The organism is Trinickia acidisoli (assembly GCF_017315725.1).
Taxonomy (GTDB): domain Bacteria; phylum Pseudomonadota; class Gammaproteobacteria; order Burkholderiales; family Burkholderiaceae; genus Trinickia; species Trinickia acidisoli.
This window is the reverse complement of sequence record NZ_JAFLRG010000001.1, coordinates 433,122-449,838: the sequence shown is the minus strand read 5'-3', so window position 1 is coordinate 449,838 and position 16,717 is coordinate 433,122. Positions and strand designations below refer to the sequence as shown.

Sequence of the window (16,717 nt, the reverse complement as noted above, 5' to 3'; positions counted from 1 at the left end):
GGCCAACCTAGACACCGTGACAAGCTTCGCTACGGTCCATAACTGTCATGCGGGTATATCAGGCGGCTACCCAATCCGCCGATAGCATTTCCGCCTGGGACAGCACCGTATCCGTCGCTTCCTCTTGCCGGTCGGGCGGATACTTGTAGCGCTTGAGTAGCGTTTTGACCATCACGCGCAGCTTCGCGCGCACGGTTTCTCGCTTCGCCCAATCGACCGTGACCGAGCCGCGCAGCCTCGCGACCAGCTCGACCGCGATTTTCTTGAGCGTGTCGTCGCCGAGTTCGCGCACCGCCGCCTCGTTGGTTGCGAGCGCATCGTAAAAGGCCATCTCGTCGCTGTTCAGTCCCAGGCGCTCGCCGCGCTCGGCGGCTTCCTGGAACTGTTTGGCCATGGCGATAAGCTCTTCGATGACCTGCGAAGTCTGCACCGCTCGATTGTTGTAACGCGTCAGACTCTGCTGCAACAGTTCCGAGAACTTCGCACTCTGCACTATGTTGGTTTTGAAGCGCGACTTGATTTGGTCTTTCAGCAGACGCTCAAGGAGTTCTACCGCGAGGTTGCGCTGCTTCATGTGCCGCACGTCATCCAAGAAGGCGTCGGACAGCACTCCAATGTCCGGCCGCTTCAACCCTGCCGCCGAGAAGATGTCGATGACCTCGTCGCTGACCACCACGCTGCTGATGATTTGCCGCAGCGCGTGTTCCTTCTGCTCGTCGGTCAGCGTTTTGTTGACGTTCTCGCTCTTGGCGATGGCGGCCTTGACCGCCTGAAGAAAGGCCAGCTCGTCCCGGTACTGGAGCGCTGCATCGAGCGTGCAGCAGAGCGCGAACGCCTGGCCCGCAGCCAGGACAGCATCCGCGAAGCGTTTCTTACCGTCCTTCTGCCCGAGCACGTGGTCAGCTACGGCCGGCAACAGTTGCCATGCCTGGGTGCGGAACGCCGCGTAATCGACGCCGTGCAGCAAGTCGTGCAACACGTCCATCTTTTCCATCAACACGGCCAGCGCTTCGCGCGCGTCGATGGTCGGCCGGCCGCGTCCGTTGGCCTGCGTGTAAGTCGCCAGCGCCGCTTTCAGCTCGTTCGCAATGCCGATGTAATCGACCACCAAGCCACCCGGCTTGTCTTTGAAGACCCGGTTGACGCGCGCGATGGCCTGCATCAGGTTATGGCCCTTCATCGGCTTGTCGATGTACATGGTGTGCATGCACGGCGCATCAAAGCCCGTGAGCCACATATCGCGCACGATAACAAGCTTGAACGGGTCGGACGTGTCCTTGTACCGGAGTTCGAGTTTTTTACGAATGTCCTTCGGGTAGATGTGCGGCTTGAGCAACGCCTTGTCGGACGCCGAGCCTGTCATCACGACTTTGATAACGCCCTGCATCGGGTCGTCGCTATGCCACTCGGGACGCAGCGCAACGATAGCGTTATACAGATGCACGCAGATGTCGCGACTCATCGCGACCACCATCGCCTTGCCGTCCAGCGCGGCCAAGCGATTCTCGAAGTGGGCCACAATATCAGCAGCGATTATTTGGACACGCGGCGGCGCACCGACAATCTTCTCCAGAGCGGCCCATCGGCGCAGCGTGGCGACCTTCGATTCGTCGTTGGCCTCGTCTTCGGTCAGTTCGTCCACCTGGTCGTCGAGGTCGTCGGTGTCGGCCTCTTTCAGCTCCAGCGCAGCCAAGCGGCTTTCGTAGTAAATCGGCACTGTCGCGCCATCCTTCACGGCCTGCTCGATGTCGTACACATGGACGTAATCGCCGAACACGGCGCGCGTATCGCGGTCGTCGAGCGAAACCGGCGTGCCAGTGAACGCCACGAAGGTGGCACCGGGCAGCGCATCGCGCAGGTACTGCGCATAGCCGTAGCGCACAGCCGAACTGGCCGATGACGCGCCGTCCTTGCCAGCGTCCGTCAGGCGCGCATCGAAACCGTACTGGCTGCGGTGCGCTTCGTCGCAGATAACGACGATATTGTGCCGTTCGGAGAGCACCGGAAATGTGTCCTCGTCCTCGCCGGGCGTGAACTTCTGAATGGTCGTGAAAATGATGCCACCGGACGGGCGATTGGCGAGCAGGCGGCGCAGTTCGGTACGCGTATCAGCCTGCACCGGCGTTTCACGAAGCAACTCGCTGGCTCCGGCGAACACACCGAAAAGCTGGTTGTCCAGGTCGTTGCGGTCAGTGACGACCAAGAGAGTCGGGTTCTGCATCTCCGCACTGGCCATTAGTGCACCGGCCAGGCAGGTCATTTCGATGCTCTTACCCGCGCCCTGCGTATGCCAGACGACGCCGCCCTTGCGCGAACCGCCGGGGGCCGAGGCGTGCAGCACGCTATCGACCACAGCGCGTACCGCGTGAAACTGGTGGTACGCGGCAATCTTTTTGACGAGCGCGCCTTCGTCCTCGAACAGGATGAAGTGGTGCAGGTAGTCGAGCAGGTAGTCGCGGCGGAACAGACCGCGCGTGAGTGTTTCGAGTTCGCGCATCGCGCCAAGCGGGTCGGTTTCTCGGCCGTCGATGGTACGCCAAGCTAGGAAGCGTTCCTTGCTCGACGTGAGCGAACCCATGCGGGCCGTGGTGCCGTCCGAGATAACCTGTATCGCATTGGTGTGGAACAGCTCGGGAATGTCTTCCTGGTAAGCCTGAAGCTGATTCCATGCGCCCCAGATGTCTGCATTCTGGTCGCCGGGGTTCTTCAGTTCGACCACGACAATCGGTAGACCGTTGAGGAACAGCACGACATCGGGACGGCGGGTTTTCTTCGCGCCCTGGATGCTGAACTGGTTGACGGCCAGCCAGTCGTTCGCGGCCGCGTCAGAGAAATCGGCGAGGCGTACGCGGTCGCCGCGCGTCTCGCCATCCTTCTGGAACTCGACCGGCACGCCATCGACCAGCCAGCGGTAGAGCTGGCGATTGGCATTGACGAGGCCGGGGACGTTCGGGTTCAGCACATGGCGCAGCGCGTCGTCGCGAGCGCCGGGCGGGATATGAGGGTTGAGCTTCGCAACGGCGGTAGCCAGGCGATGACGCAGGACGACATCGCGGTACGTGTCGCGTTCGGTGCCGGGCGTCTTACTGTCGGGCGGGGAAATGTCGGGGCCGTGGGCGGTTTGCCAGCCGAGGTCGACCAGCCAGCCGAGCATGGCCTGTTCGACTGCATCCTCGCTGATGACGCTCATGCAAGTGCCTCGTTCAATTGCGCCTCGGCTTGGGAGAGGCGGAGTTTGCCAGAAATTAGGCCGGGCAATAGCGCATCACGTAATGCCGCGAGCGTTTTTGCCTGATTGTCGTTTGCTGCGATACGAGTTTGTATATTGCCAAACACCGTCTCAGTGGCGACGGCAATACGCTCATCTGGGGGGGCGGCAAGCGGGAATTGCATCAGGCGCGACAGGTCTATACGTTGTCGGCCACTCGTTCCCGTCATCGCCTGAATGGCAAACTGCCGAAATGGTTCGTACCTAGCCAGCAAATATGCGCAGTATTTCGGAAACTTCGGTCGTGAATGCAACACGATAAATTCTGTTGAACCCCAACCCACTTCGTTTTCCCCAAGAAAATCGACAAATGCTGATTTTCCATTTTCCAGACATGGGGTAATTTTCGCCAGCAGCGCATCCCCGTTTCTAAATTTGCAACCAGAGCCGAACGGTCGCGTATCAACATGCTCCAATGGACGATGACCGGTCGTTGAAGCATTTGCCATTTCCAAATATGTGGCGTCTCCCCCTTTTTTCAGCGAGCGAGATGGGTTCAACTCGAATGCCTCGCCCAGAGTAATGGCTTGCCATCCCTTTGGAATTTCACCCAACGCCGAATCCTCGACCGAATCAGGAAATAGCGCAGCCGTATTGGCGTCCATGCCTTCCGGCTCGCGGCCTTCGGCCTTTGCTCGAACCGGGTCAAAGTCGATGAACCAGCTTTTGAACAGGGTTTGGGCGATTGATTCCAGAGTGGCGTTCGTTTGGCGCAGGAGGTCGATGCGGTCATCAAGAACACCCAGCAATTCACCGATTCCCTGCTGAACCCCAACAGGTGGAGTTGGAATTCTGAGCGCTTCGAGAACAGGGATACGTACATTGCTTACCGTTGACCCAGTCCCCTCGTTCCAGCCGATTTCGTGCTGAACTTGTGGAGATTGCAGCGCATAGAGTAAATAGCGTCCATCGACCATCGTCGGGTTTGGTCGGAGCAACACTTGTCGCTGACCAACGCAGCACTCCAGCCCCCGAGGAATCATGCACACCTCTCCCATCGGAGCTTCTCTGGTAAATACGATGTCGCCTTCCCGAGGTTTTGCTCGACGTATCCGGTGCGCAAAATGCAAGGCATCCGTGAATGATGGGGACGATAAGTCTAGTCGACCACCCTTAATATTCTGGTTTCGAATGACAATGTAGCCTGCATCAGTCCATACTGGTGTGCTATGTGGACAGTCAACAATCAGGCTACACAACTCACGCAGAGGGCGGGCATTAGACTGCATATCCCAGCCCCTCCAGTTTTTCGCGAATCACCGCATCCAGTTCCGCCCCTTTCGCCATCTGCTCGGCAAGCTGCACGGTCAAACGTTCCATCTTCTCGCCGAACGCCTCGTCGTCATCTTCTATTTCTTCAGCACCAACGTAGCGGCCCGGCGTGAGCACGTAGCCATGCTCCGCAATCTCGGCCACCTGCACCGACCGGCAGAATCCCGACACATCGGAATACGGCTCGTCGGCCCCATCCTCGCCATCCGCACGCCAGCGATGCACTGTTGACGCGATACGCGCGATGTCCTCGTCATCGAACACGCGCAACACGCGCGATTCCATCCGCCCGAGCTTGCGCGCGTCGATGAATAGCACCTCGCCGCGCCGGTCGCGGCTCGGCTTGCCACCAGGAACCGGCGTCCCGCTCTTGTCCTTTGCGAGGAACCACAGGCACGCCGGAATCTGCGTATTGAAGAAAAGCTGCGGCGGCAATGCGACCATCACATCGACCACGCCGGCCTCGACCATCGCGCGGCGAATCTCGCCTTCGCCGCTCTGCGCGCTGGACATGCTGCCGTTGGCCAGCACCACGCCCGCCTGCCCGCGCGGACTCAGGTGATGCAGGATATGTTGCAACCACGCATAATTCGCGTTGCCGGCCGGCGGCACGCCATAGGTCCAGCGCCGGTCGTCGGCCAGCCGCTCACCGCCCCAATCGCTGATATTGAACGGCGGATTGGCAAGCACGTAGTCGGCACGTAGGTCGGGATGCTGGTCACGATGGAAGGTATCGGCCGGTTCCTTGCCGAGGTCAGCCGCGAAGCCGCGAATCGCCAGGTTCATCGCCACCAGCCGCCAGGTGGTCGGGTTCGCTTCCTGGCCGTAGATGCTGATGTCGTCCGCCTTGCCGCCGTGCGACTCGATAAACTTCTCGGACTGCACGAACATGCCGCCCGAACCACAGCAGGGGTCATACACGCGTCCCTCGTGCGGGGCCAGCACCTCGACCAGCACGCGCACCACTGAGGCCGGCGTGTAGAACTGTCCGCCTTTCTTGCCTTCGGCCGTCGCGAACTGGCCGAGGAAGTATTCGTACACCTCGCCGAGCAAGTCTTTCGCGTGATGGCCCTCGCCGAAACCGACCGTCGAAATCAAGTCCACCAGTTCGCCAAGCTTGCCCGGCTCGAGCTGCGTGCGACCGAAACGCTTGTCGAGGATGCCTTTGAGCCGCTTGTTATCGGCCTCGATAGCTTCCAGTGCCGAATCAATCCGCACGCCGATGTCCGGCTGCTTGGCTTGCGCGCGGATGGATTCCCAACGCGCGGACGCCGGCACCCAGAACACGTTGGCCATCGTGTAGTAATCGCGCTCTTCCAGCGCTTCAGCATGGTCGGTCGCGTCGGGCAGATACAGGTCGTCCTCCTGGTTGCCAAACGCCGCCGCGAGCTGCGCGCGGCGCTCATCGAACGCATCGGAGATGTATTTGAGGAAAATCAGGCCGAGCACGATGTGCTTGTATTCGGCGGCATCCATCGATGAGCGCAGCTTGTCGGCGGCGGCCCAGAGGGTTTTCTTCAGGTCTTGGTTCACTGGTAGGACGGAATATGGGAATCGTCCAGGATGATAGTCTCATCGCATTGGACTCGTCATGCTGATACTGCATCGAGGCGCATGGCCCGGACCTCTGTCATGCCCGATGGCGGCGAGGCTTCACGAAATGCGGGTAGCTGCCGATATAGGACTTCTTGGCCATGTCGGCCAACTTGTCCAAGCTGCCGAAGCTGGTCATGCTGGCCAAGTTCAAACGGATTATACAAAGCAGGATGAGAGGAAAACGTGCGTGACGCGGAAAACCGGTCGAAAGACAGCGGGCAATTCATCAGTTTGTGGGAGCTATTCGGGCAAATCGGCCAGGCGGAAACGGCCATAGTGTACGAGGCGGCTGGTTATCTAGTTTCGGCCCTAGAAGCCGACTTGACTGGCATCAACGACATCCGCTCCCGTGACGCATCGGGCGTCATACTTCCCTTGGACATGGACGCACGCTTGAAGCTGCTCAGTCAGCTTCGTCTCTTTGCTGACCAGCGAACACTGTTCAATGCGGACGGCACGCCGAACGACGATGCGCAGCCCCTGTTCGAGCGCATCGGCTTCTACACGGCGGACATCTATCCCTTTCTATTGCGCCACGATGTCGCCGTCGTGCGGCCGGACGAGACGGATTCGGACTGGCGGCGGTTTCCAGACGGGCGGTATGTGCCGGAATGGATACGCGCTTACCGACGGCCAAGCGTGGATTTCGCCCTACCGGGCCGCCACCATTCTTATCGCCGGCACGAGTGATGCCGGGCTTCAGTCGCCTGCATACGACGACGTGTTCTGGAAATGGAAGGCTGCCGTGACCGATGGCGTCGAGCGCACGGAGATTGCGGCGACGATTTCCGGCAAGCAGATGCTCTCGCATGCCGATATTCGCTCTTGGTGCGCGCGGCACGGCTACGCGTGGCCGCTCGAAGCGCCCGCCGCCGAACTTGTCGCGGTCGCTGCGGGCGAGACTAGCGCAGGAGGTGCTCGGGCATCGGAGCCGGGCATTACGCCCCGCCCCTTGCAGCAACAAGCCTTCCAGGAACAGGAAATTCTGAGGGTTCTAGCGGAACTCGGACATGACCCACTGAGCTTGCGTAAATCCCCCGCCGGGCAGCCAGGTGTGAAGGCCGAGGTTCGCAAAACCCTGAACTGGCAAGGCTCCACGACGTTCGACAAGGCGTGGGAGCGATTGAGGCGCAACAAGGAAATCGCCGACGCCCGGTAGTGTCCCCCGTGCCCGTCTCCCCCAAGTTGGGGGAACGGGGACGCTTGTGGGGGACGGTATAGGGGTAAATCTAATGCGTATCACCCTAACGAAACGCCAAACGGCGAAAGGTGATACAGATGAATCTCCAGCATACCCTCCGCCCGTTCCTCACGACCGAGGAACTCGCCTCGATGATGGCCGTGCGTCCGCAGTCCATCCGCAAGCGCTACATGGAAACCGGCAGCTATCACGGCGTGCGCCCGGTGAAACTCCCGAACCGCTTTCTCGCCTGGCCGAGTAATGCTCTGGAACAACTTATGGGCGGGGTGGCGGCATGAATCTCGTCACGTCCACCGCACAAACGCAAGCCGACGCAACTATCCTGCCGCTCGCCAAGCCGGTACCGACCAGCAAGCCCGAACCCGCGAGCGATGGCGTCATCGTCGTCAACGGTGCTTCGATGCACCCGCAACCCATGAACTGGCTCTGGGACGGCTATTTCGCCCGCGGCAAGATGACCCTGCTGGCCGGCGAGCCGGGCACCGGCAAAACGACGATTGCCATGTCCATCGGTGCCACGGTCACGCAAGGCGGCATCTGGCCTGACGGTACCGTGGCCGAGGCGGGCAATATCGTCATCTGGTCTGGCGAAGACGACCCGCGCGATACGCTGACGCCGCGCCTGATGGCCGCCGGTGCCGACATGAACCGCGTGTACTTCGTTACGGGCACGCGCATTGAAGGAAAAGTGAAGTGCTTCGACCCAGCTCGCGATATGCCCGCACTCAAGGAGACGTGCGAGAAAATCGGCAATGTCCGGTTGCTCATCATCGCCCCCATCGTGTCCGCCGTGTCGGGCGACAGCCACAAGAACACGGAAACCCGTCGCGCGCTGCAACCGCTCGTGGACCTGGCTGCCAATGTCGGCGCAGCGCTGCTCGGCATCACGCACTTCAACAAAGGTAAGGCGGGCAGCAACCCGGCGCAGTGGGTCAACGGTTCGGTCGCGTTCACGGCCGTGGCGCGCGTCGTGCTGATTGCGGCGAAGGTGAAGCGCGACAGCGACGAAGACATCCGCATATTCGCTCGCGCCAAGTCGAACATCGGGCCGGACGATGGCGGTTTCGAGTACCAAATCGAACAGTGCGAACCGGCCGCCGGCGTCCCGTCTTCATGCATCGCATGGGGTGATGAAGTCTCGGGTTCCGCACACGAACTACTCGGCAACCAGGAAAAAAACGAAGGGCGCGGCAGCAGTGCAGTCGATTCGGCTCGGGAGTTTTTGGCCGAACTGCTGAGCGCTGGCGACATCCCGGCCAAAGCCATCGAGGCCGACGCCGAACAGGCCGGTATCGCGCTGCGCACCCTGCGCCGTGCGTCGGATGCCCTGCGCGTGGAAAAGTACAAGGGCAAGGACAGCAAGTGGTACTGGAGCCTGCCGGAGTTGGCCAACAGGGAATAGCTGGCCAAGATGGCCAATATGCCGCGCGATTAATCATAAGCAACCGCCCAGTCGGCAATTGACCAACTGGACGGTTGTCGCGGCAACATCGCCGCCGTGGCCTCGATACGTCTGGCCCTCGCGTGTTTCTGAACCTCAGCACTGCAACTGCTGACCCCTGATGCTTGTTTACGTGCGATAGCCGGAAGCGCGAGCGCGCGCGCATCGCACGGCCTGCTTGAATGGCGGGCAGAAAAGGTCATCCACTACACGCACAGACCGGCTCGGCTGGCGTGGGTGGCCTGTACCCAGGCCGCCGGTTTGTGGCGGCCTGGTTTTTACTTGAACGCGATGTCCTCGAAACTGTATAGCGCATCGACGTGGGATGTGAGCCGGTTTATTGTGGCTTCGCTCCATCCGGCGGCTTTCAGTTCGCGCACCAGTCGCACGTGGAATGCTGGCGTGCAGATGAAGATGACCTTTGCCCAACGCAGCCCGCCGAGCAGCGCCGGCCCGTCTGTCCGGTGTGCATCGTCATGGACGGCTTTCAGGAAGGCATGGAGCTTCGCCCAGTCGCTGGCCCGGCGACGCGATTTCTCGACCTCAATCCACCAGGCCCGTCCATCCCCTTGCAGTAGCACGTCGGGCTTCTTGCCCGCGATGCCTTGCTCGCCGCCGAGCCACTTGTCCTGCGCGATTTCGCGCTCGGTCGAAACGCGGAATCCGGCCACGATGCCGGCAATCGCAATGTCGTTCGCGATGCTGCGGTGGCGGAACTGCGCCGAGCTGAAGCGCCTCACCAAATCCTTGCCCGATACGGCCGGCACGCCGAGCTGCGCGAGCCGACGTACACCCGCTTCGGCGAGCGCGTAAATCAGGCTGCCGTCTGGTGCACGCGCCCGCAGCACCTGGCGAGCCAAATACAGTCGGCGCAGCGTGCGTTGCGCCATCAGCCGGGCCGATGCGGTCGGCATCCGCGGCTGCATGTCCGGCTCGCCGGCCGGCTTTCGCAGCCAAGGCTGCCAAAGCAGCGCCCCAAGCGATTTCGTAGGCAACCAGCCGAAGCGATTGAGCGCGCGCAATACGCGCACCTCGTTCTGGCTAGCCACAATCCGGCCGTCCTGCGCTGTCACGGTATGTCTCTCCTTGGTTTCGACATTTCCGTATAGCGCGTGACCACCCATATGTGCCCCTGTATGCCCAGAGTCATACAGGGGGAACGAAGCCGCTTGCGCGGCAAGGCCACCATCCCCTTACGCGGCCTGTAGGCCGCACGGGGATTCGTCGGGCTGGACGCCCGCCGTGTCCTTAAAACCAGCGCCCCGCACTGCGTGCGGGCAAGGTAGTCATCCGTCCGCGCTGGATGCGCCGCCGGCTCCGGCCTGTGGGCCTACGGTCTACGCTGTGCTGCGACCTGACTACCTTGCCCGCACGCAGCGCAAGCGCTGCGCTTCGGGGCGGAGCTCCGCCCCCGGCCCTCTGCCGGTCGCTGGGGCGACCTCTGTCAGCTTGGGCTGTCAGCGATGACCGGCTCCCCCACGCAGACCGGCAACCGTCCTGGGGGCCGGTGCGCCAGTCTGTGCTGCGCGCTGAACGCGCTTGCCCCACGTCGCTACGCGACGCGGCCCCCTTCGCCGTCGCGCTGATGCGCGCCGGCTGCGCGCCACTGGCTTGCGAGTCACGCACGCTACGCGTGCATGGGTCGCGCTCGCACGTGGCCCACCGGCCCCGCTCTCCCGCGACGCCGGTTTCGTCGCAATGGCGGCCTGCCGCCGTCCTTCCCGCCGCTTAGCCCAAACGGATGACTGTACGCCAGGCGTGCCGCCATACAAGGTTGAACGCTGCGCGCACGTTCCTCACCCGTTTCCTTCGGACTGCGGCTTCCGGACGTGACCTTGCACGTCGCCCCTGTTGCCTGGTCGTCGCAGTACATCAGGGCGAAGCAGAGGGAAGAACGGCGGCAAACACAGCGCCACCCCATGCCGGCACCGGCAAGCGGTGTAAGGGGGCTCTGCATCAGGAACCCGGTCAGCTTCAAAGGAGCGAACACCATGCAGGACAACACACACAATCCAGACGACGTTTTCGGTAAGACGATTTCGAGCTATACCCGCGCGCAAGCGATTGCCGATGGCGTACTGGTCAACGTGAGCGGTCTGGCGCGAGAAGCCGGCTTTCGTATTCCGGTCGCGGTGACATCAGCGGTATGGGCGGATTGCGTTGCGTGGACCGACGCGGACAGCAAGAAGCAGGTTGCACAAGACGAAAACGGCCGGCTTTGGGACGTGCTCTGGATGGGCGCACTGGCAGCAAAGCGCGCACGTGGCGCGCAGCGTATCGCGTTTGAACTGCACCGCGTGCCGCGCGGCGGTCGTGCTACGCAGCCTCGACCTGTCGTGCTGAATCTGCATATCGGCCCAGGCGACAACGCCGAACCCGTTATCACGATTCTGATGACCGACGAGGACTGAGTTTCACCCGCCTCGTCGATGACAGCGGAGCGTCTTCCAACCGCTCAACAAGGAGGGCACTATGACTTACCCCATCAATCCGGCGACCGGCTTGCCGATGACCAGCGAGGATTACTCTGGCGTCGATGTCGGCGGCAACCCATACGGCACGCAACTCGACTCGCGCCAGCCTTGGTCAGCGCCCTTTGGGGATGTCATGTAACCGAAACGACGTTGACCGGGATTGAGGAAATCCGGTTACACAGCGGTTACATGAGCCGCAGAAATGAACAAGGGGTTACAAGAAAAATCTCGTAACCCCTTGATTTATATGGTGCCGGCTGCAGGACTCGAACCCGCCACCTGATGATTACAAATCAACTGCTCTACCAGATGAGCTAAGCCGGCGTGAGTCCGCGATTCTACTTCATTTCACGACCTTGAGGTGGCCTTTACCGCCGCCGCCCTTGCCGCCGTCATCATCGGTGCGCGGGGGCCGACCGGCATCGCTCGGTGCCGCCGGTGCATCGGCCCCGCTCTCGGGGGGCGATGAAGCCTCAGGCTCCGAAACGTCCGCATCCAACACCTCGCTGCTCGCCACGGGCCCGCTCTGCACGGCCCCCGTCGCGGGCTCGACGGGAAATGCCATTCCCTGCCCGTTCTCGCGCGCATAGATCGCCAGCACGTTCGCTATCTGCACTTCGATCTTATGCACCTTGCCCGAGAACCGCGCGCTGAACTCGATCCACTCGTTGCCCATCTGCAGTTGGCTCGTCGCCTCGAAGCTGATGTTCAGGACGATCTCGTCGTTGTGCACGAACTGACGCGGCACGCGCGTCTGGTTGTCCACGCGAACGGCGATGTGCGGCGTATAGCCGTTGTCCGTGCACCATTCGTACAACGCACGCAGCAGATAAGGCTTAGTCGAAATTTCTTGCATCAACTGTCCTCATACGGAGCACGGCGCACCGCCCGTCCTGCGCAGGCGGCGCGGCCGAACTCGACTTACCGGCGCATCACCTTTTCCGAGGGCGTCAGCGCCTCGATGTAAGCCGGCCGGCTGAAGATACGCTCGGCGTACTTCATCAGCGGCGCGGCATTCTTCGACAACTCGATACCGTAGTGGTCGAGACGCCACAGCAGCGGCGCGATCGCCACGTCGAGCATCGAAAACTCTTCGCCGAGCATGTACTTGTTCTTCAAGAAGATCGGCGCCAGTTGCGTCAACCGATCGCGAATCGCCAGGCGCGCCTTCTCATGGTTCTTTTCAGCGGCCTTGCCCTTCTCGTTCTCGAGCGTGCCGACGTGAACGAACAATTCCTTCTCGAAGTTGAGCAGGAACAAACGCGCACGCGCACGCTGCACCGGATCGGCGGGCATCAACTGCGGATGCGGGAAGCGCTCGTCGATGTATTCGTTGATGATGTTCGATTCGTACAGGATCAAGTCGCGCTCGACCAGAATCGGCACCTGCCCGTACGGATTCATCACCGCGATGTCTTCCGGCTTGTTGAACAGGTCGACGTCGCGAATCTCGAAGTCCATGCCCTTTTCGAACAACACCAGCCGGCAACGCTGGGAAAACGGGCAAGTTGTGCCGGAATACAAAACCATCATGTCTAAAGTTTCCTCAAAAAGCTGAAGGGCCAGCGCGCCGGAGCACCCGCTCGCCGAGCGAACGCTCCCTTGTGCCGGCCCCACACCGTGTCACGGCGTGTTTATTTGACGTCCTTCCAGTACGCTGCGTTGAGCCGCCAGGCGAAAAACGTCAGTATGCCCAGGAAGATCAGCACCCATACGCCAAGCTGTCTGCGGGTCTGCTGGGTCGGCTCGGACATCCAAGTCAAGTACGCGACCAGATCGGCCACGGCAGAATCATAATCTACCCGCGACATCGTCCCCGGTTTTACGACCTGGAAGCCGACGAACTCGTGCGTCTTCTCACCCGTCTCCAGGTCGGTCACGTCCTCGAATTTGGCCGTACGCTCGCCCTGCAATTGCCACAGCACATTCGGCATGCCGACGTTGTTGAACACCATGTTGTTCCAGCCTGTCGGCCGCGTGTCATCGCGGTAGAAGCTGCGCAAATAGGTGTACAGCCAGTCGCTGCCGCGCGCGCGCGCCTCCACCGACAAATCGGGTGGCGTCACGCCGAACCACGCTTTCGCATCGTCGGGACGCATCGCCACTGTCATCGGATTACCCACTTTGTCGGTGGTAAACAGCAGGTTCTGCTCGATCTCCTTCTGGGAAATGCCGATTTGCTCGAGCGCGCTGTACCGCATCAGGTTCGCGCTATGGCAATTCAAGCAGTAGTTTACAAACAATTGCGCCCCATGTTGCAACGAAGCGATGTCGTGCGTGTTATTGGGCGCACGATCGAGCGGTATTCCCTCGTCCGCATGGGCCGGCCCCATCGCCACCGCTACCGACAGCGCAACGCTCACCCCACCGATGCGCGCGAGCTTACTCAGCCAAGTCTTCATATCGTGTTGTCCTCGCTCGCGGTTAATGGGGCTTGTACCGAACACGCTCGGGCGGCTGCTTGAAGGTGCCGAGCCGAGTCCAAAACGGCATGCCCAGGAAGAACGCGAAGTAGATCAGCGCGCAGATCTGGGCGATCAGCGTCGCCGCCGGCGAAGGCGGCTTCGTCCCCAAAAACGCCAACGTCAGGAACGCCAGCACGAAGATCCCGTAAAACACCTTGTGGAAGAACGGCCGGTAGCGGATCGACTTCACGGGGCTGCGATCGAGCCACGGCAAGAAGAACAGTGAAATCACCGCCGAGCCCATCACCACGACGCCCCAGAACTTCGCCTCGGTGGACGCCATGAATACGATCAAGAGCGCCGCCAACACGGGCAAACCGATGCGCCACTTGCCGCGTGCCCGCGCAAGCGCCAGCAAGCCGAGCAGGCCGACTACGACCATCAGCACGATCTTGAACGGGTCGGTCGTCGCGCGCAGCATCGCGTAGAACGCGGTGAAGTACCAAACCGGCGCGATTTCAGGCGGCGTCTGCAGCGGGTTGGCCGGGATGAAGTTGTTCGATTCGAGGAAGTATCCGCCCATCTCCGGTGCGAAGAAGAGGATGGCCGCAAACACCATCAAGAACACGCACACGCCGAAGAAGTCGTGCACCGAATAGAACGGGTGGAACGGAATGCCGTCGAGCGGCTTGCCGTGCGGATCCTTCTTCGCCTTGATCTCGATCCCGTCCGGATTGTTCGACCCCACTTCGTGCAGTGCGACGATATGCACGAACACGAGCCCGATCAGCACGAGCGGAATGGCGATCACGTGGAACGCGAAGAAGCGGTTCAGCGTGATGTCGGACACCACGTAGTCGCCGCGAATCCAGAGCGACAGGTCGGGACCGACGAAGGGAATCGCCGAGAACAGGTTGACGATCACCTGCGCGCCCCAGAACGACATCTGCCCCCACGGGAGCAAGTAGCCGAAGAAGGCTTCGGCCATGAGGCACAGGAAGATCGCGCAGCCGAAGATCCACACGAGTTCGCGCGGCTTGCGATACGAGCCGTACATGAGCCCGCGGAACATGTGCAGATAGACGACGACGAAGAACATCGATGCGCCCGTCGAATGCATGTACCGGATCAGCCAGCCCCACGGCACCTCGCGCATGATGTACTCGACCGACGCGAACGCGAGCTGCGAATCGGGCTTGTAGTTCATCGTCAGGAAGATGCCCGTGACGATTTGATTCACGAGCACGAGCAGCGCGAGCGAGCCGAAGAAGTACCAGAAGTTGAAGTTCTTCGGCGCGTAATACTCCGATAGATGCGCCTTCCACGTCGACGTCATCGGGAAGCGCCGGTCGATCCAGCCGGCCAAGCCCGTCGTTTCCACCTGCTTTTCCGTTGTCGCCATTTACGCCTCTCCTTCTTCGTCTTTGCCGATCACGATCGTCGTCGGCGACAGAAACATGTAGGGGGGAATGTCGAGGTTCTGCGGCGCGGGCTTGTTCTTGAAGACGCGGCCGTCCAGATCGTAGGTGGAGCCGTGGCAAGGGCACAGGAAGCCGCCAGGCCAGTTGTCGGGGAGATTGGCCTGAGGGCCGGGTGTGAAGCGGGGTGTCGGCGTGCAGCCCAGGTGCGTGCACACCGCCACGACGATGAGGATGTTCTTGTGATCCGCGCGCGACCGGTATTCATTCTGGCAGTACTTCGGCATCGGCATCGAGAACGGGTTTTTCGAATTCGGATCGACCACTTCGCCGTCTGCCTCCTTGACCTCGGCGAGCATCTTGTCGGTGCGATTCAGAATCCAGACCGGCTTGCCGCGCCAGGCCACGGTCATCAACTGCCCCGGCTGCAATCCGGCAATATCGACTTCGATCGGCGCGCCGGCCGCCTTGGCCTTCGCCGATGGCTCTAAGGAGTCCACGAAAGGTACTACGGCGGCAACGCCTCCAACACCGCCCATTACGGTCGTCGCAATCAGCCAGGTACGGCGGCTGCCGTCGACGCGTTCCTCTTCTTTATCTCGCATCACACGCCCCACTTCTAAGTTGGATTTTTCCGTCACCGCTTTTTGCCACCGCCGCTAGTTTGCGCGAATGGAGTCGGCATTTACAAGAGCCGTCCGACAAAAACCGTGCGAAGCGTTGATTCTTAAGGGTTTCCCCGCATTCGAGAGGTACCTTTTCCTGTTAACTTCTCGTTAAGTATTTCCTTTATCGGCATGCTTATTGCGTTGCCAATGATACGCGTCATTCAAAACGCAAAAAAATCGCCGCTCAATTCGGAAAATTGCGGCACTGCGTCACACCGGATTATCAACATCGATAAATAAATGTTCCACGTCGAAGCGCTCCGACAGATGAGCGCCGAGCGCCTGCACGCCGTAACGCTCGGTCGCATGGTGCCCCGCAGCAACGAAAGCCACCCCGCTTTCGACCGCGATGTGCGTCGTTTGCTCGGAGATCTCACCCGTCAAGTAGACGTCCGCGCCGGCGTCGATGGCCGCTTCGAAGTAGCTCTGCGCCCCGCCCGTGCACCAGGCGATGCAGCGCAATTCGGCGTCGAGATCGCCGAGCACGAGCGGCGTGCGCGCAAGCGTCTGCTCGATCTGGGCGCCGAAGTGCGCGAGCGTGATCGGCATCGGCAGCGTGGTCATCCAGCCCAGCGAATCGGCGCCGAAACGGGCGTCGCCGATCAGGCCGAGCCGGGCCCCGAGCTGCGCATTGTTGCCCACCTCGGGGTGGTCGTCGAGCGGCAGGTGGTAGGCGAACAGGCTGATCTCGTTGTCGATCAGTTGCTTGAGCCGCCGGTACTTGCGGCCCGTGACCTGCGGCGCTTCGTTGCGCCAGAAGTAGCCGTGATGAACGAGGACGGCATCGGCGCCCCACTCGGTCGCCGCTTCCAGAAACGCGAGCGAGGCCGTGACGCCCGTCGCGATCTTGTCGATGCGGCGCCGGCCTTCCACTTGCAAGCCGTTGGGGCTGTAGTCCTTGAAACGACCGATGTCGAGCAAGTCGTTCAAGTACAATTCAAGTTCGATCCGATCCATAGAAACCTCGATTCTTC

The 16,717-nt window shown here is 61.2% G+C and carries 16 protein-coding genes and 1 tRNA gene; 6 read left to right on the top strand and 11 right to left on the bottom strand.

What is annotated here, in order from left to right:
• Positions 1 to 58: 58 nt before the first annotated feature.
• The 3 genes from J3485_RS02155 to J3485_RS02145 are packed head-to-tail and all read right to left on the bottom strand — an operon-like array spanning position 59 to position 6,073.
• Complete coding sequence (locus J3485_RS02155; RefSeq protein WP_206950955.1) at positions 59 to 3,190, bottom strand: type I restriction endonuclease subunit R; 3,132 nt, start codon at positions 3,188 to 3,190, stop codon at positions 59 to 61.
• Positions 3,187 to 4,497, bottom strand: coding sequence for a restriction endonuclease subunit S (locus J3485_RS02150; protein WP_206950954.1), 1,311 nt, complete (start codon positions 4,495 to 4,497; stop codon positions 3,187 to 3,189). The genes J3485_RS02155 and J3485_RS02150 overlap by 4 nt, the downstream gene beginning before the upstream one ends.
• Positions 4,487 to 6,073 (bottom strand): class I SAM-dependent DNA methyltransferase, encoded by a 1,587-nt coding sequence (locus tag J3485_RS02145; RefSeq protein ID WP_206950953.1) that lies wholly within the window; start codon positions 6,071 to 6,073, stop codon positions 4,487 to 4,489. The genes J3485_RS02150 and J3485_RS02145 overlap by 11 nt, the downstream gene beginning before the upstream one ends.
• A 246-nt stretch (positions 6,074 to 6,319) precedes the next feature.
• On the opposite strand from J3485_RS02145, the gene J3485_RS28770 reads away from it, so the two are divergent.
• The 4 genes from J3485_RS28770 to J3485_RS02130 all read left to right on the top strand — a co-directional run bounded on the left by J3485_RS28770 (position 6,320) and on the right by J3485_RS02130 (position 8,739).
• Positions 6,320 to 6,826, top strand: coding sequence for a hypothetical protein (locus tag J3485_RS28770; RefSeq protein WP_242538451.1), 507 nt, complete (start codon positions 6,320 to 6,322; stop codon positions 6,824 to 6,826).
• Between the two features lie 55 nt (positions 6,827 to 6,881).
• Positions 6,882 to 7,295 carry a hypothetical protein gene (locus J3485_RS28765; RefSeq protein WP_242538450.1) on the top strand — a complete coding sequence of 138 codons (414 nt, stop codon included), beginning with the start codon at positions 6,882 to 6,884 and terminating at the stop codon, positions 7,293 to 7,295.
• A gap of 119 nt (positions 7,296 to 7,414) precedes the next feature.
• On the top strand, positions 7,415 to 7,615 hold the full coding sequence (locus tag J3485_RS02135) for a hypothetical protein (RefSeq protein WP_060373689.1): 201 nt from the start codon (positions 7,415 to 7,417) through the stop codon (positions 7,613 to 7,615).
• Positions 7,612 to 8,739, top strand: a complete 1,128-nt coding sequence (locus J3485_RS02130; RefSeq protein WP_206950952.1) for an AAA family ATPase — start codon at positions 7,612 to 7,614, stop codon at positions 8,737 to 8,739. Before J3485_RS02135 ends, J3485_RS02130 begins: the two co-directional genes overlap by 4 nt.
• Before the next feature lie 317 nt (positions 8,740 to 9,056).
• On the opposite strand, the gene J3485_RS02125 is transcribed toward J3485_RS02130, so the two are convergent.
• Positions 9,057 to 9,851 carry a hypothetical protein gene (locus J3485_RS02125; protein ID WP_206950951.1) on the bottom strand — a complete coding sequence of 265 codons (795 nt, stop codon included), beginning with the start codon at positions 9,849 to 9,851 and terminating at the stop codon, positions 9,057 to 9,059.
• Positions 9,852 to 10,769: 918 nt separating this feature from the next.
• Here J3485_RS02125 and J3485_RS02120 point away from each other — a divergent pair.
• Both J3485_RS02120 and J3485_RS02115 read left to right on the top strand, forming a co-directional pair.
• Positions 10,770 to 11,189 carry a DUF6573 family protein gene (locus J3485_RS02120; protein ID WP_176041816.1) on the top strand — a complete coding sequence of 140 codons (420 nt, stop codon included), beginning with the start codon at positions 10,770 to 10,772 and terminating at the stop codon, positions 11,187 to 11,189.
• Positions 11,190 to 11,250: 61 nt separating this feature from the next.
• A complete protein-coding gene (locus tag J3485_RS02115; RefSeq protein WP_206950950.1) occupies positions 11,251 to 11,391 on the top strand; it encodes a peptidase in 141 nt (46 codons plus the stop codon).
• Positions 11,392 to 11,500: 109 nt separating this feature from the next.
• Here J3485_RS02115 and J3485_RS02110 read toward each other — a convergent pair.
• From J3485_RS02110 to J3485_RS02080, 7 genes are all read right to left on the bottom strand, one after another.
• Positions 11,501 to 11,576, bottom strand: a tRNA-Thr gene (locus tag J3485_RS02110).
• A gap of 19 nt (positions 11,577 to 11,595) precedes the next feature.
• On the bottom strand, positions 11,596 to 12,108 hold the full coding sequence (locus J3485_RS02105; protein ID WP_206950949.1) for a ClpXP protease specificity-enhancing factor: 513 nt from the start codon (positions 12,106 to 12,108) through the stop codon (positions 11,596 to 11,598).
• 65 nt (positions 12,109 to 12,173) lie between these two features.
• Positions 12,174 to 12,785, bottom strand: coding sequence for a glutathione S-transferase N-terminal domain-containing protein (locus J3485_RS02100; RefSeq protein ID WP_006052302.1), 612 nt, complete (start codon positions 12,783 to 12,785; stop codon positions 12,174 to 12,176).
• A gap of 101 nt (positions 12,786 to 12,886) precedes the next feature.
• On the bottom strand, positions 12,887 to 13,654 hold the full coding sequence (locus J3485_RS02095) for a cytochrome c1 (RefSeq protein ID WP_206950948.1): 768 nt from the start codon (positions 13,652 to 13,654) through the stop codon (positions 12,887 to 12,889).
• Between the two features lie 22 nt (positions 13,655 to 13,676).
• On the bottom strand, positions 13,677 to 15,059 hold the full coding sequence (locus tag J3485_RS02090; protein WP_206950947.1) for a cytochrome b: 1,383 nt from the start codon (positions 15,057 to 15,059) through the stop codon (positions 13,677 to 13,679).
• Entirely contained in the window at positions 15,060 to 15,680 is a 621-nt protein-coding gene (gene petA, locus J3485_RS02085) for a ubiquinol-cytochrome c reductase iron-sulfur subunit (protein WP_206950946.1), read from the bottom strand. It lies immediately after the preceding gene.
• A gap of 273 nt (positions 15,681 to 15,953) precedes the next feature.
• Complete coding sequence (locus J3485_RS02080; RefSeq protein ID WP_206950945.1) at positions 15,954 to 16,700, bottom strand: Nif3-like dinuclear metal center hexameric protein; 747 nt, start codon at positions 16,698 to 16,700, stop codon at positions 15,954 to 15,956.
• Positions 16,701 to 16,717 lie beyond the last annotated feature (17 nt).

Excerpts from the sequence above, each read along its gene's own strand:
- J3485_RS02135 (WP_060373689.1), top strand. The coding sequence starts at position 7,415 with ATGAATCTCCAGCATACCCTCCGCCCGTTCCTCACGACCGAGGAACTC.
- J3485_RS02115 (WP_206950950.1), top strand. The coding sequence starts at position 11,251 with ATGACTTACCCCATCAATCCGGCGACCGGCTTGCCGATGACCAGCGAG.
- J3485_RS02155 (WP_206950955.1), bottom strand. The coding sequence starts at position 3,190 with ATGAGCGTCATCAGCGAGGATGCAGTCGAACAGGCCATGCTCGGCTGG.
- J3485_RS02105 (WP_206950949.1), bottom strand. The coding sequence starts at position 12,108 with ATGCAAGAAATTTCGACTAAGCCTTATCTGCTGCGTGCGTTGTACGAA.
- J3485_RS02120 (WP_176041816.1), top strand. The coding sequence starts at position 10,770 with ATGCAGGACAACACACACAATCCAGACGACGTTTTCGGTAAGACGATT.
- J3485_RS02095 (WP_206950948.1), bottom strand. The coding sequence starts at position 13,654 with ATGAAGACTTGGCTGAGTAAGCTCGCGCGCATCGGTGGGGTGAGCGTT.
- J3485_RS02150 (WP_206950954.1), bottom strand. The coding sequence starts at position 4,497 with ATGCAGTCTAATGCCCGCCCTCTGCGTGAGTTGTGTAGCCTGATTGTT.
- J3485_RS02090 (WP_206950947.1), bottom strand. The coding sequence starts at position 15,059 with ATGGCGACAACGGAAAAGCAGGTGGAAACGACGGGCTTGGCCGGCTGG.
- petA (WP_206950946.1), bottom strand. The coding sequence starts at position 15,680 with ATGCGAGATAAAGAAGAGGAACGCGTCGACGGCAGCCGCCGTACCTGG.
- J3485_RS02130 (WP_206950952.1), top strand. The coding sequence starts at position 7,612 with ATGAATCTCGTCACGTCCACCGCACAAACGCAAGCCGACGCAACTATC.
- J3485_RS02080 (WP_206950945.1), bottom strand. The coding sequence starts at position 16,700 with ATGGATCGGATCGAACTTGAATTGTACTTGAACGACTTGCTCGACATC.
- J3485_RS02100 (WP_006052302.1), bottom strand. The coding sequence starts at position 12,785 with ATGATGGTTTTGTATTCCGGCACAACTTGCCCGTTTTCCCAGCGTTGC.